Annotated in this window: 19 protein-coding genes; 3 read left to right on the forward strand and 16 right to left on the reverse strand. The window is 69.7% G+C overall.

What is annotated here, in order from left to right:
* The 16 genes from nuoK to mqnC all read right to left on the reverse strand — a co-directional run bounded on the left by nuoK (nucleotide 1) and on the right by mqnC (nucleotide 16863).
* Nucleotides 1–300, reverse strand: coding sequence for an NADH-quinone oxidoreductase subunit NuoK (nuoK, locus tag ACGFH9_RS18160; RefSeq protein ID WP_030486270.1), 300 nt, complete (start codon nucleotides 298–300; stop codon nucleotides 1–3).
* A 58-nt stretch (nucleotides 301–358) separates the two neighbouring features.
* Nucleotides 359–1132, reverse strand: a complete 774-nt coding sequence (locus ACGFH9_RS18165) for an NADH-quinone oxidoreductase subunit J (RefSeq protein WP_393220412.1) — start codon at nucleotides 1130–1132, stop codon at nucleotides 359–361.
* Nucleotides 1129–1770: an NADH-quinone oxidoreductase subunit NuoI gene (nuoI, locus tag ACGFH9_RS18170; RefSeq protein ID WP_007454597.1), complete on the reverse strand. Its 642-nt coding sequence runs from the start codon at nucleotides 1768–1770 to the stop codon at nucleotides 1129–1131. Before nuoI ends, ACGFH9_RS18165 begins: the two co-directional genes overlap by 4 nt.
* A gap of 1 nt (nucleotide 1771) precedes the next feature.
* A complete protein-coding gene (nuoH, locus tag ACGFH9_RS18175) occupies nucleotides 1772–3124 on the reverse strand; it encodes an NADH-quinone oxidoreductase subunit NuoH (RefSeq protein ID WP_393220414.1) in 1353 nt (450 codons plus the stop codon).
* Nucleotides 3121–5682, reverse strand: coding sequence for an NADH-quinone oxidoreductase subunit G (locus ACGFH9_RS18180; RefSeq protein ID WP_393220416.1), 2562 nt, complete (start codon nucleotides 5680–5682; stop codon nucleotides 3121–3123). Before ACGFH9_RS18180 ends, nuoH begins: the two co-directional genes overlap by 4 nt.
* On the reverse strand, nucleotides 5682–6998 hold the full coding sequence (nuoF, locus tag ACGFH9_RS18185) for an NADH-quinone oxidoreductase subunit NuoF (protein ID WP_393220418.1): 1317 nt from the start codon (nucleotides 6996–6998) through the stop codon (nucleotides 5682–5684). Before nuoF ends, ACGFH9_RS18180 begins: the two co-directional genes overlap by 1 nt.
* Entirely contained in the window at nucleotides 6995–8188 is a 1194-nt protein-coding gene (nuoE, locus tag ACGFH9_RS18190) for an NADH-quinone oxidoreductase subunit NuoE (RefSeq protein WP_393220421.1), read from the reverse strand. Before nuoE ends, nuoF begins: the two co-directional genes overlap by 4 nt.
* Nucleotides 8185–9510, reverse strand: coding sequence for an NADH-quinone oxidoreductase subunit D (locus ACGFH9_RS18195; protein ID WP_355235652.1), 1326 nt, complete (start codon nucleotides 9508–9510; stop codon nucleotides 8185–8187). The genes nuoE and ACGFH9_RS18195 overlap by 4 nt, the downstream gene beginning before the upstream one ends.
* Nucleotides 9511–9562: 52 nt before the next feature.
* Nucleotides 9563–10300 carry an NADH-quinone oxidoreductase subunit C gene (locus ACGFH9_RS18200; protein WP_393220425.1) on the reverse strand — a complete coding sequence of 246 codons (738 nt, stop codon included), beginning with the start codon at nucleotides 10298–10300 and terminating at the stop codon, nucleotides 9563–9565.
* Entirely contained in the window at nucleotides 10297–10974 is a 678-nt protein-coding gene (locus ACGFH9_RS18205; protein ID WP_030486262.1) for an NADH-quinone oxidoreductase subunit B family protein, read from the reverse strand. The genes ACGFH9_RS18200 and ACGFH9_RS18205 overlap by 4 nt, the downstream gene beginning before the upstream one ends.
* 14 nt (nucleotides 10975–10988) lie before the next feature.
* Nucleotides 10989–11354 carry an NADH-quinone oxidoreductase subunit A gene (locus ACGFH9_RS18210; protein ID WP_074316036.1) on the reverse strand — a complete coding sequence of 122 codons (366 nt, stop codon included), beginning with the start codon at nucleotides 11352–11354 and terminating at the stop codon, nucleotides 10989–10991.
* 135 nt (nucleotides 11355–11489) lie between these two features.
* Nucleotides 11490–12767 (reverse strand): geranylgeranyl reductase family protein, encoded by a 1278-nt coding sequence (locus ACGFH9_RS18215; RefSeq protein WP_393220429.1) that lies wholly within the window; start codon nucleotides 12765–12767, stop codon nucleotides 11490–11492.
* A gap of 139 nt (nucleotides 12768–12906) precedes the next feature.
* Entirely contained in the window at nucleotides 12907–13131 is a 225-nt protein-coding gene (locus ACGFH9_RS18220; protein WP_393220432.1) for a hypothetical protein, read from the reverse strand.
* A gap of 91 nt (nucleotides 13132–13222) precedes the next feature.
* On the reverse strand, nucleotides 13223–13933 hold the full coding sequence (locus tag ACGFH9_RS18225; RefSeq protein WP_393220435.1) for a demethylmenaquinone methyltransferase: 711 nt from the start codon (nucleotides 13931–13933) through the stop codon (nucleotides 13223–13225).
* 126 nt (nucleotides 13934–14059) lie between these two features.
* Nucleotides 14060–15310, reverse strand: a complete 1251-nt coding sequence (locus tag ACGFH9_RS18230; protein ID WP_393220438.1) for a cell wall anchor protein — start codon at nucleotides 15308–15310, stop codon at nucleotides 14060–14062.
* Between the two features lie 362 nt (nucleotides 15311–15672).
* The gene (gene mqnC / locus ACGFH9_RS18235) at nucleotides 15673–16863 is read right to left on the reverse strand and encodes a cyclic dehypoxanthinyl futalosine synthase (protein ID WP_393220440.1); all 1191 of its coding nucleotides are present in this window, start codon (nucleotides 16861–16863) and stop codon (nucleotides 15673–15675) included.
* 214 nt (nucleotides 16864–17077) lie between these two features.
* Here mqnC and ACGFH9_RS18240 point away from each other — a divergent pair, with 214 nt between their 5' ends.
* The 3 genes from ACGFH9_RS18240 (at nucleotide 17078) to ACGFH9_RS18250 (ending at nucleotide 18728) form a co-directional block, all read left to right on the forward strand.
* The gene (locus ACGFH9_RS18240; RefSeq protein WP_393220443.1) at nucleotides 17078–17458 is read left to right on the forward strand and encodes an ATP/GTP-binding protein; all 381 of its coding nucleotides are present in this window, start codon (nucleotides 17078–17080) and stop codon (nucleotides 17456–17458) included.
* A gap of 195 nt (nucleotides 17459–17653) precedes the next feature.
* Nucleotides 17654–18295: an RloB family protein gene (locus ACGFH9_RS18245; protein WP_393220446.1), complete on the forward strand. Its 642-nt coding sequence runs from the start codon at nucleotides 17654–17656 to the stop codon at nucleotides 18293–18295.
* A gap of 10 nt (nucleotides 18296–18305) precedes the next feature.
* Nucleotides 18306–18728 (forward strand): hypothetical protein, encoded by a 423-nt coding sequence (locus ACGFH9_RS18250; protein ID WP_393220449.1) that lies wholly within the window; start codon nucleotides 18306–18308, stop codon nucleotides 18726–18728.

The following is an 18728-nucleotide window of genomic DNA, read 5'->3' on the forward strand; positions in this document are numbered from 1 at the left end:
TTAGTACTTGAGCAGGTTGGCGTCGTCGACACTCGCCGAGCGTCGCGTCCGGAAGATGGACATGATGATCGCGAGGCCGACCACGACCTCGGCGGCGGCCACCACCATCACGAAGAACGCCATGATCTGGCCGTTGAGGTCACCGTTGATCCGGCTGAAGGTGACAAGCGTCAGGTTGGCCGCGTTGAGCATCAGCTCGACACACATGAACAGCACGATCGCGTTGCGCCGGACGAGCACCCCGGCGGCGCCGATGGTGAACAGCACCGCGGCGAGCACCAGGTAGTAGTCGGGCGTCATGACCGGGCCTGCCTTTCGTTCGCGACTGCGGGGCTCCGCTTCGCTGCACTCCTCGCGCTCACCGCTGGTCCGTACCTTTCAGAGTGGTCTCCTGCGCGGTCAGCTCACGCACCGGCAGGATGGCCGGCGTGCTCCGCTCGGTGAGCCGTCCGTCCGGCAGCCGGGCCGGGGTGGCCACCGAGGAGGAGGTCGCGAAGACACCGGGGCCGGGCTTGGGACCCGGGTAGTTGCCCGGCGCGAAGCGGGCCCGCATGGTCGCCGGCTGGTCCATCTTGTCCTGCTTGCGACGCTCGATGTGCGCGAGCACCATGGCACCGACCGCCGCGGTGATCAGCAGCGCCGAGGTCAGCTCGAACGCGAAGACGTACTTCGTGAAGAGCAGCCGGGCGATGCCCTGCACGTTGCCCTCCGCGTTGGCCTGGTCCAGGCCGACTGCGGTGGTGCCCTCGACGGCCCGGTAGAGGGCGCCGCCGACGAGGCCGGCGAAGCCCAGCCCCAGGACGATCGCGGCGACCCGCTGGCCGCGCAGCGTCTCGATCAGCGAGTCGGAGGCGTCCCGCCCGACCAGCATCAGCACGAACAGGAAGAGCATCATGATCGCGCCGGTGTAGACGATGATCTGCACCATGCCGATGAACGGCCCGGCCTGGAGCACGTAGAAGACGCCCAGGCAGAGCATGGTCAGCACCAGCCAGAGCGCCGAGTGCACCGCGTTGCGGGCCGCCACCATCCCGATCGCGCCGATCAGCGCGAGCGGTGCGAGGATCCAGAAGGTGACCTGCTCGCCGCCGGACACCTCACCGGCCGCGGCCAGCACGGTAGACGTGGTCATGCTCCCTCTCCCTTGCCGGCCGCCGCGCGCTGGGCGGCCTGCTCGGCACCCGGGAACGTCACGCCGGGGTGCTCCTCGACCTGGTAGCGGCCGGGGCCCATCGGGGACGTCTCGGCACCGGCGGAGGTGCCCGGGTTGTCCAGCGCGCCGACGTAGTAGTCCTTCTCGCTGTCACCCAGCCGCATCGGGTGCGGCGGCTGCTCCATGCCCTCCAACAGCGGGGCGAGCAACTGCTCCTTGGTGAAGATCAGGTCCTGCCGGTTGTCCCGGGCCAGCTCGTACTCGTTGCTCATGGTCAGCGAACGAGTCGGGCAGGCCTCGATGCACAGTCCGCAGAAGATGCACCGTGCATAGTTGATCTGGTAGGTGCTGGCGTACCGCTCACCCGGCGAGAAGCGCTGCTCGTCGGTGTTGTCGCCGCCCTCGACGTAGATCGCGTCCGCCGGGCAGGCCCACGCGCACAGCTCGCAACCGATGCACTTCTCCAGGCCGTCCGGGTGCCGGTTGAGGATGTGCCGCCCGTGGTAGCGCGGCGCCGACACCGGCGGCTTGAACGGGTAGTCGGTCGTGACGACCTTCCTGAACATGTGCGAGAAGGTGACACCGAATCCCTTGAACGTTCCGGTGATCGCGCCCACGTCACACCTCCCTGGAGTCCGAGCCGGCGACGATGTTGGCCGGCTCCCGCTCGGCGACCACGCGCGTGATACGCGGGCTCGGTGGTACCTGTAGATCCATCGGCGGCAGCGGGAAGCTCCCGTACGGCCGGCTGTCGACCTGCTCCTGCGTGGTCGGCTTCGGTTGCGGCTTCCGGCTCGGCCAGAAGAGCATGGCGAGCAGGAGGATGCCGGCACCGACCGAGGTCCAGATCAGTCGGTCCCGCGGCGCGAAGTCCTCGATGGAGCGCAGGCCCGAGAGGACCAGGATCCAGACCAGGTTGATCGGCAGCAGCACCTTCCAGCCGAAGCGCATGAACTGGTCGTAACGCAGCCGGGGCAGCGTGCCGCGCAGCCACACGAAGACGAAGACCAGCGCGATCACCTTGCCGAAGAACCAGAGCATCGGCCACCAACCGGAGTTGGCGCCCTCCCACAGCGTGATCGGCCACGGTGCCCGCCAGCCACCGAGGAACAGCGTGGTGGTAACCGCGGACATGGTCACCATCGCGACGTACTCGCTGAGCATGAAGAGCGCGAACTTCAACGAGCTGTACTCGGTCATGAAGCCGGCGACCAGCTCGGACTCGGCCTCGGGCAGGTCGAACGGCGCCCGGTTGGTCTCGCCGACGGTGGCGATGAAGAAGATGACGAAGCTGGGCAGCAGCAGGATCGCGTACCAGCCCGGAGCCGGGATCTCGGTGCCGAAGATGGTCAGCCGCGTCGCGTCGCCCTGTGCGGCCACGATCCCGCTGGTGCTCATCGTGCCGGCGGTCATGAAGACCGCCACGATGCTCAGCCCCATCGCGACCTCGTACGAGATCATCTGAGCGCTCGACCGCAGACCGCCGAGCAGCGGGTACGTCGAGCCGGAGGCCCACCCGCCCAGCACGATGCCGTAGACGCCCATGGAGGAGCAGGCCAGCAGCAGGAGCACGGCCACCGGTACGTCAGTGACCTGCAACGGCGTGTGGTGGCCGAAGATGCTCACCATCGGACCGAACGGCACCACCGACAGGGCGGTGACCGCGCAGATCACCGAGATCGTCGGGGCGAAGAAGTAGACGACCTTGTCGGCCGCCTTCGGCAGGATGTCCTCCTTGAAGGCCATCTTCAGGCCGTCGGCGAGGGTCTGCAGCAGGCCCAGCGGGCCGACCTGGTTGGGGCCGGGCCGCACCTGCATGTAACCGACCACGCGCCGTTCGAACCAGACACCGAGCAGGGTGGCCAGCAGACCGAAGGCGAACGCGAAGACAATCTTGCCGAGAACCAGCCACCACGGGTCCCGACCGAAGTCGGCAAGCGTCGGGTCCTGGGCCAGGAGTGACGAAGTCACCGGTTACCCCCAGTGTTGGAGAGCGGACCCGGGAGACCGGTCTCGTCGGCCGCCACGCGTCCGGCCGGGATGGCCGTACTCGGTGCGGGGACGGAGATCCGGACGATCGTGCCGGACGCCGCACCGAGGCTGCGTCGCACGGTCGAACCGGGTGAGTTCGTCGGCAGCCAGACCACGCCGTCCGGCATCTCGGTGATCTCTGCCGGCAGAGTCAGGGCGCCCCGGTCGGTGCCGACCGTGACCGCGTCACCGTCGGCGACGCCGAGCGCCTCGGCGGTGCCCTTGCCCAGCCGAACCACCGGCGGACGGGCGGTACCGGCGAGGTTCTCGTCGCCCTCGGTCAGCGTGCCGTTGTCGACGAGCTGGTGCCAGGTGGCGAGCACGGCCTCCCCCGCACCCGCGTGCGGCACGGTGGCCGGAGACACCGACGGCGCGGACGGCCGGGACATACGCGTGGCCGGCAGCGCGCCCAGCTCGCGACGGACACTCGGCACGTCGGCGGTGCCGAGGCGGACGTCCAGGAGCGCGGCGAGCGCGTCGAGCACCCGCCCGTCGGTCATCGCGGCGGTGTTCAGCACCGCCTCGAAGGGACGCAGCCGGCCCTCCCAGTCCAGGAAGCTGCCGGCCTTCTCGACCACCGGGGCCACCGGCAGCACCACGTCGGCACGGCGGGTCACCGCGCTGGCCCGCAGTTCCAGGCTCACCAGGAACGGCACCGCGTCCAGAGCGGCCTCGGCCAGCCGCGGGTCGGCGAGATCCGCCGGGTCGACACCGCCGACCACCAGCGCGCCGAGCTGCCCGTTGGCCGCCGCCGCGAGGATGCCGTCGGTGTCCCGACCAGCCTGGCTGGGAATCACCCCGGCCGGAATGTCCCACGCCTCGCCCAGCTCGGCCCGCGCGGCCGGCTCGGTCACCAGACGACCACCGGGGAGCAGGTTGGGCAGGCAGCCCGCGTCGACCGCGCCGCGGTCACCCGCGCGCCGCGGCACCCAGGCCAACTTCGCGCCGGTACGTCGGGCCACGTCCGCCGCCGCGGAGAGCCCGCCCGGCACGGTGGCCAGCCGCTCGCCCACGATGAGGATCGCGCCGGGCGCGCTGAGTGCCTCGCTGACCGTGGCGTGCTCGGCGAGCACGCTGGCCTCCTCGCCCGGCACGACCCGGGCCAGCTTGGCGCCGAGCTTCTCCAGGCCGCGGGTGGCGAACGGCGCCAGCGCGTACACCGTCAGGGTCTTCTTCAGGTACGCCTTGCGCAGCCGCAGGAAGAGGATCGGGCACTCCTCCTCCGGCTCCAGGCCCACCAGCACCACCGCCGGCGCGTTCTCCACGTCGGTGTAGGTGACATCGGTGACCCCGGCGACCGAGCTGGCCAGGAAGTCGGCCTCCTCGCGGGAGACCGGCCGGGCCCGGAAGTCGATGTCGTTGGTGTTCAGCGCGACGCGGGCGAACTTCGCGTACGCGTAGGCGTCCTCGACGGTCAGTCGACCGCCGGTCAGCACGGCCGTGCCCTGGCCACCCTCGCGGGCCGCGTGCAGCCCCTCGGCGGCCCGGGTCAGCGCCTCACTCCAGGACGCCTCCCGCAGCTCATCGGTGCGCTCGTCGCGGACCAGCGGGTTGGTGAGGCGGTCGGCGGCCCGGGCGTACTGGAAGCCCCACCGGCCCTTGTCGCAGTTCCACTCCTCGTTGACCGCCGGCTCGTCACCGGCCAGCCGGCGCAGCACCTTGCCGCGCCGCCAGTCGGTGCGCTGCCCGCAGCCGGCCGAGCAGTGCTCGCAGACGCTCGGGCTGGACACCAGGTCGAACGGGCGGGCCCGGAACCGGTACTGGGCGCCGGTCAGCGCACCCACCGGGCAGATCTGCACGGTGTTGCCGGAGAAGTAGGAGTTGAACGGGACGTCCCCACCGTCGAAGGCCGGAGCGCCAGCGGGGGCCGAGTCGGTGCGGCCACCACTGCCGTCGTCCGCTTTCCCTCCATACACGTCGTCCCGGTAGATGTTGATTTCTTCGGCGGACGACCGGCCCATCAGGTCGATGAACTTGTCGCCGGCGATCTCCTCGGAGAACCGGGTGCAGCGCTGGCAGAGCACGCAGCGCTCGCGGTCCAGCAGCACCTGGCTGCTGATCGCCATCGGCTTCTCGTACTCCCGCTTGTGCTCGTGGAAGCGCGAGTCGGTGCGGCCGGTGGACATCGCCTGGTTCTGGAGGGGGCACTCGCCGCCCTTGTCACACATCGGGCAGTCCAGCGGGTGGTTGAGCAGCAGCAGCTCCATCACCCCCTCCTGCGCCTTCTTGGCGACCGGGGAGGTGAGCTGTGTACGCACGACCATGCCGTCGGCGACGGTCTGGGTGCAGGAGGCCACCGGCTTGCGCTGGCCCTCCACCTCGACCAGGCACTGCCGGCACGCGCCGGCCGGGGCCAGCAGCGGGTGGTCGCAGAACCGGGGGATCTCGGTGCCCATCTGCTCGGCGACCCGGATCAGCAGCGCCCCCTTGGGAGCGGTGACCTCGACGCCGTCGATGGTGAGGGTGACGGTCTCGGTCTGCTTGGCTACGTCGGTCATTAGTGGGCTCCCACCAGCTGCTTGTCCGACAGCTTCGGCACGGTACGTCCCTCGATGTAGTCGAGGTAGTCCTGCTTGAAGTACTTCAGCGACGAGGTCACCGAGCTGGTCGCGCCGTCACCCAGACCGCAGAACGAGCGGCCGAGGATGTTGTCGCAGGTGTCCAGCAGGGTGTCCAGGTCCTCGTGGGTGCCCTGGCCGGAGAGGATCCGCCGGTAGACCCGGACCATCCAGTAGTTGCCCTCGCGGCACGGGGTGCACTTGCCGCACGACTCGTGGTGGTAGAACTCCAGCCACCGGTACGTTGCGTAGACCGGGCAGTCCTGGTCGGAGAAGATCTGCGTGGCCGTGGTGCCCAGGATCGAGCCGGCCGCCGCCACACCCTCGAAGTCCAGCGGTACGTCCAGGTGCTCGGCCGCGAGCAGCGGGGTCGACGATCCACCCGGCGTCCAGAACCGCAGGTTGTGACCGGGCTGCATGCCGCCGGCCAGTTCCAGCAGCTCGCGCAGCGTGACGCCCATCGAGCACTCGTACTGGCCCGGGTTGACGATCCGCCCGGAGAGCGAGTAGATCATCGGCCCGGAGGACTTCTCGGTGCCCATGGACTTCCACCAGTCGGCCCCACCGAGCACGATCGGCGGCACGCTGGCGATGGTGCCGACGTTGTTCACCACCGTCGGGCTCGCGTACAGGCCGTGGGTCGCCGGGAACGGCGGGCGCAGCCGGGGCTGCCCCCGGAACCCCTCCAGCGAGTCCAGCAGCGCCGTCTCCTCGCCGCAGATGTACGCCCCGGCGCCGGAGTGCACCACCAGCTCCAGGTCGTAGCCGCTGCGCAGGATGTTGCGGCCGAGGTAGCCCTTGTCGTACGCCTCCTGGACGGCGTTGCGCAGCCGCCGGGCGGCGTGCACGGCCTCACCCCGGATGTAGATGTAGGCGCGGCTGGCCCGGATCGCGTACGACGCGATGATCACGCCCTCGACCAGCGCGTGCGGGTCGTGGGTCATGAGCGGCAGGTCCTTGCACGTGCCCGGCTCGCCCTCGTCGGCGTTGACCACCAGGTAGTGCGGCTTGCCGTCGCCCTGCGGGATGAAGCCCCACTTGAGACCGGTGGGGAAGCCGGCGCCGCCACGACCACGCAGACCGGAATCCTTGATGAGCTGGATCAGGTCGTCCGGGTGGGCCTTGAGGGCCTTGCGCAGCGCGGCATAGCCGTCGAGCTGCTCGTACGTGCCGATCTGCCAGGCGTCCGGCGACAGCCAGCGCTTGGTCAGCACCGGCGTCAGCTTGGCCAACGTCTCCGGGCGGGGAGTGGTCACTTCTGGGCCCCCGTTTCGCTCGCGGCGGCGGGGTTCGTGCCATCCGCGTCCGCCGACGCTTCGGTGAGGTTGCGCTCCTGCGCGCCGGTCGAGTCACCGGCGGGCTTGCCGTCGCCGGCCGGAGCGTTGGCCGCCGTGCCGGCGGCCTCGGCGGCCTGCGCGTCGCGCGAAGCCGGCGGCGACGTCTCCGCCGGCACCTTCGTGCCGGGCGCGTCCGGCACGGCCGTCTGCGCGTCGGGCTGCCGGGTCTCGGCGGTACGCACCTGCGGCGACTTGTCGTCGGGCGCCTTGACGTCCGGCGCGGTGCTGCCGGTGGCCGCCTCGGGCCTGGTGGTCTCGACGGCCGTCGGCTCGGCCGCGCCGGTCGTTCCCGTCGGCGCGGACGCCCCGTCGCCACCCTTGACCGGGGCCGCGGTGGCCTCGGCGGGCGCCGGCTTGGCGGCCTCGGCATCGGCCTTCGCCCGGTCCGCGTCGGCCTTGGCCTTCGCCGCCGCCTTGTCGGCCTCGGCCTTGCTCCGGATCGGGGTGTTCGGGTCGAAGCCCGGCACCGAGACGCCGTGCTCCTGTGCCAGCCGCAGACCCCGCAGGGTCGGCTCACCCGGCCCGCCGTCGGCAACCGCGCCCTCGCGCTCGTCGGCAAAACCGGCGAGCTGGACAGCCATCTCCTTCAGCGTGCACAACCGCGCGCCGCGCGTCGGCATCGGCCGGCCGCCCGCGCGCAGTTCGTCGACCACACCGACCGCGGTGGACGGGTCCACGCCGTCGAAGAAGTCGTAGTTGACGGTCATCACCGGCCCGTAGTCACAGGCCGCCAGGCACTCGGCGTGCTCCAGCGTGATGGTGCCGTCGGCGGTCGTCTCGTCGTGCCCGACGCCCAGGTGCTCGGCGAGGGTGTCGTAGACCTCCTGGCCGCCCAGCACGTTGCACATCGTGTTGGTGCAGACGCTGACCAGGAAGTCGCCGGTGGGCCTGCGCTTGTACATGGTGTAGAAGGTGGCCACCGCCCCGACCTGGGCCTTGTTCAGCCCGAGCACCTCGGCGCAGAACGTCACCCCGGCCGGGGAGACGTACCCCTCCTCGGCCTGGACCAGGTGCAGCAGCGGCAGCAGCGCCGAGCGGGACCGGTCCGCCGGATAGCGGGCGATGATCTCGCGCGCCCGCTCCCGCGTCTCTTCCGTGAAGACGTTCATCGGTCACACCCACCCATCACGGGATCCAGCGAGGCGCCGCCGGCGATCACGTCGGCGATCAGGCCGCCCTCGGCCATCGCCGGGAGGGCCTGGAGGTTGACGAAGCTCGGCTCCCGGTAGTGCACCCGGTACGGCCGGGTGCCGCCGTCGGAGACGGCGTGCACGCCCAGCTCGCCGCGCGGCGACTCGATGCCGACGTACACCTGGCCGGGCGGAACCCGGAAGCCCTCGGTGACCAGCTTGAAGTGGTGGATCAGCGATTCCATCGACTGACCCATGATCTTCGCGACGTGCTCCAGCGAGTTACCCATGCCGTCGACGCCGATGGCGAGCTGCGCGGGCCACGCGATCTTTCGGTCGGCGACCATCACCGGGCCCGGCCGCAGCCGGTCCAACGCCTGCTCGACAAGCTTCATCGACTCGCGGATCTCGGCGAGCCGGACCTGGTACCGGCCCCACACGTCACCGTCGGGGTGGGTCGGCACGTCGAACTCGTACGTCTCGTAGCCGCAGTACGGCATGGTCTTGCGCAGGTCCCAGGCGAGCCCCGCCGAGCGCAGGACCGGACCGGTGATGCCGAGAGCCACGCAGCCGGTGACGTCCAGCACCGCGACGCCCTTCGTCCGCTCGGTCCAGATCGGCTGGCCGGAGAGCAGGTCCTCGTACTCCTTGAGCTTCTTCGGCATCATCTTCAGGAAGTCGCGGATCTTGCGGACCGCGTCGTCCGGAACGTCCTGCGCCACACCGCCCGGCCGGACGTACGCGTGGTTCATCCGCAGGCCGGTGATGGTCTCGAAGATGTCGAGGATGTACTCCCGCTCGCGGAAGCCGTACAACATGATCGAGATCGCGCCCAGCTCCATGCCGGTGGTGGCCAGCCAGACCAGGTGCGACGAGATCCGGTTGAGCTCCATCATCAGCACGCGGATGGTGGTGGCCCGCTCGGTGACGTCCTCGGTGATGCCGAGCAGCTTCTCCACGGCCAGCGCGTAAGCGGTCTCGTTGAAGATCGGGGCGAGGTAGTCCATCCGCGTCACGAACGTCGAACCCTGTACCCAGTTGCGGTACTCGAGGTTCTTCTCGATGCCCGTATGCAGATAGCCGACGACCGAGCGGGCCTCGCGGACCGTCTCGCCCTCCAGCTCGAGGACCAGTCGGAGCACCCCGTGGGTCGACGGGTGCTGTGGACCCATGTTGACCACGATGCGCTCGTCGTTGATCGGGTCGGTGCCCGACACGACGGTGTCCCAGTCCCCACCGGTGACGGTGAAGACCCTGCCCTCGGTGGTCTCGCGTTCGGTCGCGTAGTTCGACGTGGTCACAGTGCCGGCCCTCCGTTCACGACTGCGGGGCTCGCAAGCTCGCTCCTCGCGCTCACTGGTAGGACCTCCTACGGTCCGGCGGTGGAATTTCCGCACCCTTGTACTCGACGGGCACGCCACCGAGCGGGTAGTCCTTGCGCTGCGGGTGGCCCTCCCAGTCGTCCGGCATGAGGATCCGGGTCAGGTTGGGGTGGCCGTCGAAGACGATGCCGAACATGTCGTACGCCTCCCGCTCCTGCCAGTCGGCCGTCGGGTAGACGGCCGTGACGCTGGGCAGGTGCGGAGAATCGACCGGGACCGCGGCTTCCAGCCGGACCCGGCGCCGGTACGTCATCGAGGTGAGCAGGTAGACCACGTGCAGCCGGCGCTCGTCGGCGCCGAGGTAGTCCACCCCGGACACCGAGGAGCACAGCTCGAACCGCAGCGCCATGTCGTCGCGCAGCACCTGGCAGACCTCGGCGATCCGCTCCGGGCGTACGTGCAGGGTCAGCTCACCCCGGTCGACCACGACCTTCTCGATCGCGTCGCCGAAGGCCGGGTACGCCTCTTCCAGCGCGTCGCGGACCTCGTCGAAGTACCCGCCGTACGGCCGGGCGGCCTCCTCGATCGGCTGGCGCGGGCGGACCAGGCCGCCGTAGCCGGACACGTCGCCGGTGCCCTGGTTGCCGAACATTCCGCGACCCGCCGGACTGGCCGTCGGGTACTCGGCTCCGGCGGTGCTGCTCGCGCCGGGCGGCGTCACCGGCACCGGCACCCCGCCGTCGTTGGTCTTGTCCGTGGGAGACGTCATTTCGGGCCTGCCTGCGGGTGGAGATGGTTCTGGGCGTTCATCCAGTTCTCAATCCGCAACTGCTCCTCGCGCCCCTCGCGGACCGCCCGGGTCCACTCGGCACGCCGGGCCTTGTCGCTGCGGTAGGAGGACGGCATCGAGCCGTACGGCACGACCGGAACGTCGCCGCGCTCCTGGCGGGCCGCCAGCATCTTGCGGCCGTTCGGGCCCAGGGGCTCGTACATGATCTTCTCGCGGAGCTTGAGGATCGCGTCGATGAGCATCTCCGGCCGGGGCGGGCAGCCGGGCAGGTACATGTCGACCGGCACCACGTGGTCGACGCCCTGCACGATGGCGTAGTTGTTGAACATGCCGCCGCTGCTGGCGCAGACGCCCATGGAGAGCACCCAGCGGGGCTCGGCCATCTGGTCGTAGATCTGGCGCAGCACCGGCGCCATCTTCTGGCTGACCCGGCCCGCCACGATCATGAGATCGGCCTGCCGGGGCGAGGCCCGGAAGACCTCCATGCCCCAACGGCCCATGTCGTAGTGCGGACCACCGGCGGCCATCATCTCGATGGCGCAGCAGGCCAGGCCGAAGGTCGCGCCCCACACGGACGACTTCCGGGACCAGTTGACCAGCTTCTCCACCGAGGTGAGCAGGACGCCGGCGGGGAGCTTCTCCTCGATGCCCATCTGACGTTCCTTCCTCAGTCCCAGTCCAGGCCGCCGCGACGCCACACGTAGGCGTACGCAACGAAGACCGCGACGATGAACAGGACCATCTCCACGAAGCCGAAGATCGGCAGGGCGTCGAACGAGACCGCCCAGGGGTAGAGGAAGATGATCTCGATGTCGAAGACGATGAAGAGCATCGCCGTCAGGTAGAACTTGATCGGGAACCGACCACCGCCGACCGGCTGGGGGCTGGGCTCGATGCCGCACTCGTACGCCTCGAGTTTGGCCTTGTTGTAACGACGGGGACCGGCGAAGCGGGCGGCGCCGACGGAGAACAGCGAGAACGCCGCGGCGAGGGCGAACAGCCCGATGATCGGTGCGTAAGGCGAGAGCGTCATCGTTTTCTCCTGCTCGTCCTTCCCTGCCGTCAGTGCTTGACGAAAATCACACTATTCACGTCCCTCACCGTGCCTGCCGGCGGGGGTCGATCCATGTCGACGCCGGGGCTGCGACCAGCACCGATGCCGTCCTGTCTAGACCGCTGGCGCGGCCTTCGTCAGCGCATTGATGACCCGGTCCATCGCGTCCCCACCTCGGGGGTCGGTCAGGTTGGCCAGCAACTTGAGGACGAATCGCATCAGCGTCGGATGAGGCATGCCGTGCTTGGTGGCGATCCGCATGATCTCCGGACGGCCGATCAGTTTCACGAAGATGCCGCCGAGCCGGTAGTAGCCACCGAGGCGGGCCTTCAGCTCGTTCGGGTACGCCAGTAGCGCCCGCTCCCGCTCCGGACCGGCCGGACGCGCGAGGGCCTGCACCGCCACCTCGGCGGCCAGCTCGCCGGATTCCATGGCGTACGCGATGCCCTCACCGTTGAACGGGTTGACCATGCCGCCGGAGTCGCCGACCAGCAGGACCCCGCGGGTGTAGTGCGGCACCCGGTTGAAGCCCATCGGCAGAGCGGCGCCGAGGATCGGGCCGTCCGCGTTGGTCTCGTCGGTCATACCCCACTCGGCCGGCGTGTTGGCCAGCCAGTCGGTGAGCAGCCGGCGGTAGTTGGTCTTGCCGAACGCGGACGACGAGTTGAGCACGCCGAGGCCGACGTTCACCCGACCGTCACCGAGACCGAAGATCCAGCCGTACCCGGGTAGCAGGTTGTCGCCGCTGTCCTTGCTGCGCAGCTCCAGCCACGACTCCAGGTAGTCGTCGTCGTGCTTGGCCGGGGAGTGGTAGTAGCGGCGGACGGCCACACCGATCGGCCGGTCCTCCCGCTTGGCGAGCCCGAGCGCGAGCGGGAACCGACCGGAGACCCCGTCGGCGGCCACGACCAGCGGGGCGTGGAAGGTGGCGGGCTCCTTGCCGGGGCCCACCTCGGCCTCGACGCCGGTCACCCGACCGTCCTCGTCGAGCACCGGGCCCAGCACGTTGACGTTGGTGCGCAGTTTGGCGCCGGCCGCGACCGCGCGCTGGGCGAGCAGGTCGTCGAAGTCGAGGCGGGTGCGGACCAGGCCGTAGTTGGGGAAGCTGGCCAGCTCCGGCCAGTCCAGTTCCAGCCGTACGCCGCCGCCGATCACCCGCAGGCCCTTGTTGTGTAGCCAGCCGGCCTCGGGCGAGGTGTCCACGCCCATCCGGATGAGCTGACGCACCGCACGCGGGGTCAGTCCGTCGCCGCAGACCTTCTCCCGGGGGAACTCGGTCTTCTCCAACACCAGGACCCGTACGCCGTGCCGGGCCAGGTGGTACGCAGTCGCCGATCCACCGGGACCGGCGCCAACGACGATGACATCGGCGTCATGTTCCACCGCGGTCATTCGCGCCTCCTCCCGCACGCTCGTGAAATGCTTCACAAGCCAGACGGGACGAGTGTATGACCGGCGTCATACTTGCGCAGGATCAGGGGTACCTAACTCGCCGATGTGACAGCCGGCGACCGTCCACAGCGGGCGGGTGTCAGGCTGGGCTGGGCGCGTCCAGGCCGGCGTCGACCCGGATCGTCTCCGGTAGGTGCTCCCGCAGCGCGCCGCCCGCCGCCCGGTCCAGCGCGGCCAGCACCTCGGCGACCACCTGGCGGACGTCCGCCGGGTCCGCGCCCGCCAACGTGCGCAACTGCGCGATGAGTTCGGCCGCGTCGTCGTCGGTGGCGGCCACCGGGCTCGCCGGGTCTGCTCCGGTCATGCCGACGAGCGTACGGGACAAAGTGGACTAAAGCCGGACTTTTCTGAAACGCGGGGGTGCCTCGCGTGCTACCCGCAGGGCGCCTCGCCCGCTACTCGCGGACGCCCCGGTGCAGCGCGACCACACCGCCGGTCAGGTTGCGCCACGCCACCCGACCCCACCCGGCCGCGGCCACCCGCCCGGCCAACGCCGCCTGGTCCGGCCAGGCCCGGACCGACTCGGCCAGGTAGACGTACGCATCGGGGTTGCTCGACACCGCGCGGGCGACCACCGGCAGCGACCGCATCAGGTACGACAGGTAGACCGTCCGGAAGACCGGGTTGACCGGGGTGCTGAACTCGCAGACCACCAGCCGGCCACCCGGCCGGGTCACCCGCGCCAACTCACGCAGCGCCGCGTCGGTGTCGTTGACGTTGCGCAGCGCGAACGAGATGGTCACCGCGTCGAAGCTCGCGTCGGCGAACGGCAGGCGCAGCGCGTCGCCGGCCAGCAGCGGCACCTCGGGACGGACCCGCTTGCCGACCTGCAACATGCCCAGCGACAGGTCCGCCCCCACCGCGTACGCCCCGGACTGGGCCAGCTCCCGGGTCGACACACCGGTGCCAGCCCCCACGTCCAGCACGCGCTCGCCGGGACGCAGGCCGAGAGCCGCGCGGGTGGCCCGCCGCCAGGAGCGGTCCTGGCCGAAGGCGAGCACGGTGTTGGTCAGGTCGTAACGCTCGGCCACGCCGTCGAACATCGCGGCGACCTCGTGCGGTTGCTTGTCGAGACTGGCGCGCTGGCCCTGCGGGGTACGGCTCACCCCGTCCACTCTGCCAGCCCCGCGCGAGCCGTCGGCCGCTGGGTCCGCGTACCCCAGACTCCCGATGTCGTCGATACGCGAAAGGGCGGGGTGGTCACCCACCCCGCCCTTTCGTCGTGCCTCGTGTCAGTCGGTCGACGTCTCGTCGCCGGGGGCCACCACGACGACCCTGCGGCGGCGGGACAGCACCAGCAGCGCCCCACCCACGAGCAGGATCAGAGCACCGATGCCGCCGATCACGCCGACCTGCACACCGGTCACCGGAAGCCCGCCCCCGCCGGAGCCACCGCCACCGGTGGTCGGCGACGTGGACGTGCCCGGCGACGTCGTACCACCCGGCGTCGGAGTCACCGTCGGGGTGGGCGTGACGGTCGGCGTCGGGGTCGGCTGCGCGCTGAGGTCGACGAACACGTCGAACTGCGCGGTGTTGTCCACCTCGTCGGTCTCGGTGAACGCCCGGCGCTGCGCGCCGGAAGCGTCCTTCGGCTCCTCCTCGGGGCTGCCCTGGGCGGCGTCGAGACCGGCGGCCCAGACGAACCCGGGCCGGAGCACCGGCTCGGTGACGTCCGAGCCGACCTTCACCCGTACGTCGGCCGTGTAGAACTGCCCCGGCTTCAGCACCACGCCGGTGTCCTCGCAGTAGGCGTTCGCGAAGCCACCCAGCGGCTGCTCGACACAGCCCTCCGGCAGCTCGGCGAAGGTGACGCCCGCCGGCAGGGTGATCCCGTACGCCACGCCGGTCGCCTTACGGCTGCCGTCGTTGTAGATCGCCCAGTCCAGGGGCGCGGTCTCGCCCGCCCTGACGGGCTTCAGGCCGGTCTCGCCCGCCTCGTCGCCGTCCACCGCCACGTCGGCGTAGACGTCCTGCACCCAGGTCGTCAGGTCGTAACCCGGCTTGGCGACGGTGATGTCGTGCCGCACCTTGTTGTCAAGCAGGTTGGGGTCGGAGGTGGCCGAGCTGATGCTGACCACCAGCGTGCCGGCGTCGCCGCGACCGCCGGTCGAGAAGATCGGGATGCCGAAGTCCTCGGTGGTGCCGGCGGCCAGATCGCCGAGCAGGCAGGTGAAGGTGGTGCCGGTGACGTCGCACCCGTCCGGGACGAGCACGCCGACCTGGCGGTTCTTCAGGCCCTTCGTCTCGACGGTGACCCGGATGTCCTTGGCGTCGACGGTGCTCCGGGTGTTGTCGACCTGAAACTTGAATGGCTTGGCCTTGGCCGCCTTGACGCCCTTTGCCAGCTCGTAGCTGAGCGGCGTCAGGGCCAGGTCGGCCTGGTCGGCGGCCTGCGCCGGGGCGGCCACGGTGGCCACGCCACCGGCCGCGAGCAGGGCCACGACGCCGGCACGCACCAGGGCCGAGCGGTGGAACGCTGTCATCAGTCCCCCGGGGGTCGGGAAGAAAAAGGAATGGTTGCGGGAACGTGCGGACGTTATCCGAGGTCAATCTGCCACGCCAGCACGGCGGACGGTTTTCAACCGTCCGGACTGGACCCGCCACACGGATTGGGCGGGACGGTCACCCATCCCGCCCGTACCGCTGTGCGTTATGTGAACGACCCTCATGGGTCGATGGAGGACTACCTCGGACGACGGCCGCACGCTATCCGTCGGCGATCATCTCCGCCACCCCCGCAGAGGGCCGTATGCCGCCTCGGCCACCAGGAACACCCGTACCGCCGACCACCGGCGCGCGTAAGCACGACCCCCAGGTCAGCCGAACGGCCGGGCCGCGTCGAGCCTCAGTTGACCTCGACCAGCGGCAGCGATCGGCCCGCGCCGCCGCCCGGCAGCGCGATCGAGGAGAAGTGCGAGACCACCCGCTCGTCGGTCGGGTCGTCGGCCGGCGTGTGGTGCACCGCCAACCGGTTGTAGAGGGTGTCGCGCTGGGCCGGAATCCGGTCGGCGGAGCGGATCATGCCGATCAGCTCGTGCAGGTTGGAGCGGTGCCGGGCGCCGGCGGAGGAGATCACGTTCTCCTCCAGCATGATCGAGCCGAGGTCGTCCACGCCCATGTGCAGGGCGAGCTGCCCGACGTCCTTGCCGGTGGTCAACCACGACGCCTGCAGGTGCGGCACGGTCTCGAAGAAGAGCCGGGCCACCGCGACCAGCCGCAGGTATTCCAGGGTGGTCGCCTGCGTACGGCCCTTGAGGTGGTTGTTCTCCGGCTGGTACGTCCACGGGATGAACGACCGGAACCCGCCCGTACGGTCCTGCACGTCGCGGATCATCCGCAGGTGCTCGATCCGCTCGGCGTGCGTCTCGCCGGTGCCCATCATCATGGTGGCGGTCGACTCGACGCCCTGCCGGTGGGCCAGCTCCATGACCTCCAACCAACGCTCACCCGACTCCTTGAGCGGGGCGATGGCCCTGCGCGGGCGCTCGGGCAGCATCTCCGCGCCGGCACCAGCGATCGAGTCGAGGCCGGCGGCCTTGATGCGGGCGATGGCCTCGTCCAGGCTCACGCCGGAGACCTTGGCCATGTGCAGGATCTCGCTCGGCCCGATCGAGTGGATGGCCAGCTGCGGGTACGCCTGCTTGACCGAGGAGAACAGCTCCTCGTAGTACTCGACGCCGTAGTCCGGGTGGTGCCCGCCCTGGAGCATCACCTGGGTCGCGCCCAGCTCGACCGCCTCGCCGCAGCGGCGCAGGATCTCCTCCGTGGGGTGCGTCCACCCCTCGGAGTGCTTCGGCGCCCGGTAGAACGCGCAGAACTTGCACGCCGTCACACAGACGTTCGTGTAGTTGATGTTGCGATCGATCAGGTAGGTGACGACGTTGTCCGGATAGCGCCGCCGGCGCACCGCGTCCGCCGCCTCGCCCAGCAGGTGGAAGGGCGCCTCGGTGTAGAGCAGCAGCGCCTCCTCGGGCGTGATCCGCCCGCCGTCCGCACCACGCTGCAGGATGTCGTCGATCTCCCGGCTCACCGTCACAACCCCGAGCCTACGTCGGCCACGACTCACCTCGCCGAACTGGGGACGCCGATGTGACCCGCACCCGTCTCGAACGGCTGAGCCGTGGCGCGCTGAACTACCAAAAGTGGCCCTGGCAGCAATCAGACGGGCCGAGCTGTCAATTTTTGACAGCTGAAGGCCCAAGACCGGGTACTGTAATAGTTGTTATGGGGATTAGGAGTTGAGCTAGAGGATGCTGCTGCGCTTTCGGGCGACCAACTTCGCCTCCCTCCGCGACGAGGCCGAGCTGAGCCTCACCGCTGCCGATGAGCACCCTGATCTCGCCGTCCGGCCGGTGCCGCGGGAGAAAGTGTCCGTTCTGCCCGTGGTGGGCATCTTCGGCCCGAACGCCTCAGGCAAGTCCAACATCGTCAAGGCCCTCGGCTTCGCGCGCGACGCGGTTCGACTGTCCCACCAGCGTTGGCTGCCGCAAGAACCGATCCCGGGTCGCTGGCCGTTCCGGCTCGACCACGAGAGCGGGAACCTGCCGAGCGAGTTCGTCTTCGACTTCGTCGTCGAGAACGTCAGGTACGAGTACGCGGTGGCCTCGACGATGTCGAGGACAGATACCTGAAGGGCCGCTACGGCGCGGTGCCCTTCCTGGACCACGACGTGTTGGATCTCCTGGTTCCTCCGACGCGTGCGGCGTGAGCGCCACCACCCGAAAACTTCTGAACTTTGGAACGCTGGCAATTGAAGTTTGGTGGCCCAGTGGCTAAGGTCTTCCCCTGTCCCTTGTCGACGTGCCCCCCTTCTCGGCCGTCCGCTGATGGCCCGCTCTGGCAAGCCGCTGCGCCGCCAGCCCGGAACCCGTCTGGAGCGCAAGACCTACCTGGTCTGCTCCGAGGGCGAGAACACCGAGACGCTGTACTTCAAGGGTCTGCCCCGCGAGCTACGGGCGGGCAATGTGCGGATCGAAGTCTTCTCCGGCAAGGGTGAGCCGTACGGCGTTGTCGAAAAGGCCGTAGCGGAGGCCAACCGGGCCGCCGTCCAAGGTGAGGACTACGACGAGGTCTGGTGTGTCTTCGACGTCGAAGCTCCAGGAGCACACGCCCGCCTCGGCGCGGCACTCGCACTGGCCGCACGGCACGGCATCAACTGCGCCACCTCCAATCCCTGCTTCGAGGTGTATCTCCTTCTGCACTACGCGGATCTGCCCTACCTCACGACCGAGGAAGCGTGTCGGCGGCTGGAAGGACACCCGTGTGGTTACACCCGACGCGGCAAGCTCCTGGACTTCGAGGCGCTCAAAGCGGGCCGTCCTGACGCGTTCCGTCGGGCGGCGCGACTGGACAGGCTGAGCGCAGGCCTGCCGCTAGCTGACCGAAACCCCTCGACCTCGGTGCCAGGCCTGGTGGCCGCCCTGGAGTCCGACGCCGTCACCAACACGCTTTCCCGCAGAACGGTCTGAGGAGCGCACCATGCCGATGCACAGGATCGAAATCGACGACCAGGTGTACGCCCTGCTTCAGCAGCACGCGGTTCCTTTCGTCGATCGGGAGAACGACGTGCTTCGCCGCCTCCTGGGGCTCGACCTCGGTCCCGAGAAGGCCAAGGAGGATCGGCGGCCGGGCGGAGACCTCATGGGCCTGATCGAAGCCAAGCTCCTGAGCCCCGGCGACGAACTCATCCACGTCCAGTCACGGAAGGGCCGGACACACCGAGCGGTGGTCACCGCAGATGGGCACCTTCGCCTGCCCGACGGATCCACCTATGCGAAGCCTTCGCCAGCGCTGAAGGCGTGCGTCGGCCACGACGTCAACGGCTGGGGGCAGTGGACCCACGTCCGGAGCGATAAGCCACTTCAGGCGCTGCGCCAGAAGCTCCTGCAGGGGTCTGAGTGA

The organism is Micromonospora sp. NPDC049102 (genome assembly GCF_043197485.1).
In the GTDB taxonomy this organism is placed as follows: domain Bacteria; phylum Actinomycetota; class Actinomycetes; order Mycobacteriales; family Micromonosporaceae; genus Micromonospora.

Coding starts and splice junctions, on each gene's coding strand:
- nuoK (WP_030486270.1), bottom strand. CDS start 300: ATGACGCCCGACTACTACCTGGTGCTCGCCGCGGTGCTGTTCACCATC.
- ACGFH9_RS18165 (WP_393220412.1), bottom strand. CDS start 1,132: ATGACCACGTCTACCGTGCTGGCCGCGGCCGGTGAGGTGTCCGGCGGC.
- ACGFH9_RS18180 (WP_393220416.1), bottom strand. CDS start 5,682: ATGACCGACGTAGCCAAGCAGACCGAGACCGTCACCCTCACCATCGAC.
- nuoE (WP_393220421.1), bottom strand. CDS start 8,188: ATGAACGTCTTCACGGAAGAGACGCGGGAGCGGGCGCGCGAGATCATC.
- ACGFH9_RS18200 (WP_393220425.1), bottom strand. CDS start 10,300: ATGACGTCTCCCACGGACAAGACCAACGACGGCGGGGTGCCGGTGCCG.
- ACGFH9_RS18205 (WP_030486262.1), bottom strand. CDS start 10,974: ATGGGCATCGAGGAGAAGCTCCCCGCCGGCGTCCTGCTCACCTCGGTG.
- ACGFH9_RS18210 (WP_074316036.1), bottom strand. CDS start 11,354: ATGACGCTCTCGCCTTACGCACCGATCATCGGGCTGTTCGCCCTCGCC.
- ACGFH9_RS18215 (WP_393220429.1), bottom strand. CDS start 12,767: ATGACCGCGGTGGAACATGACGCCGATGTCATCGTCGTTGGCGCCGGT.
- ACGFH9_RS18220 (WP_393220432.1), bottom strand. CDS start 13,131: ATGACCGGAGCAGACCCGGCGAGCCCGGTGGCCGCCACCGACGACGAC.
- ACGFH9_RS18230 (WP_393220438.1), bottom strand. CDS start 15,310: ATGACAGCGTTCCACCGCTCGGCCCTGGTGCGTGCCGGCGTCGTGGCC.
- ACGFH9_RS18240 (WP_393220443.1), top strand. CDS start 17,078: ATGCTGCTGCGCTTTCGGGCGACCAACTTCGCCTCCCTCCGCGACGAG.
- ACGFH9_RS18245 (WP_393220446.1), top strand. CDS start 17,654: ATGGCCCGCTCTGGCAAGCCGCTGCGCCGCCAGCCCGGAACCCGTCTG.
- ACGFH9_RS18250 (WP_393220449.1), top strand. CDS start 18,306: ATGCCGATGCACAGGATCGAAATCGACGACCAGGTGTACGCCCTGCTT.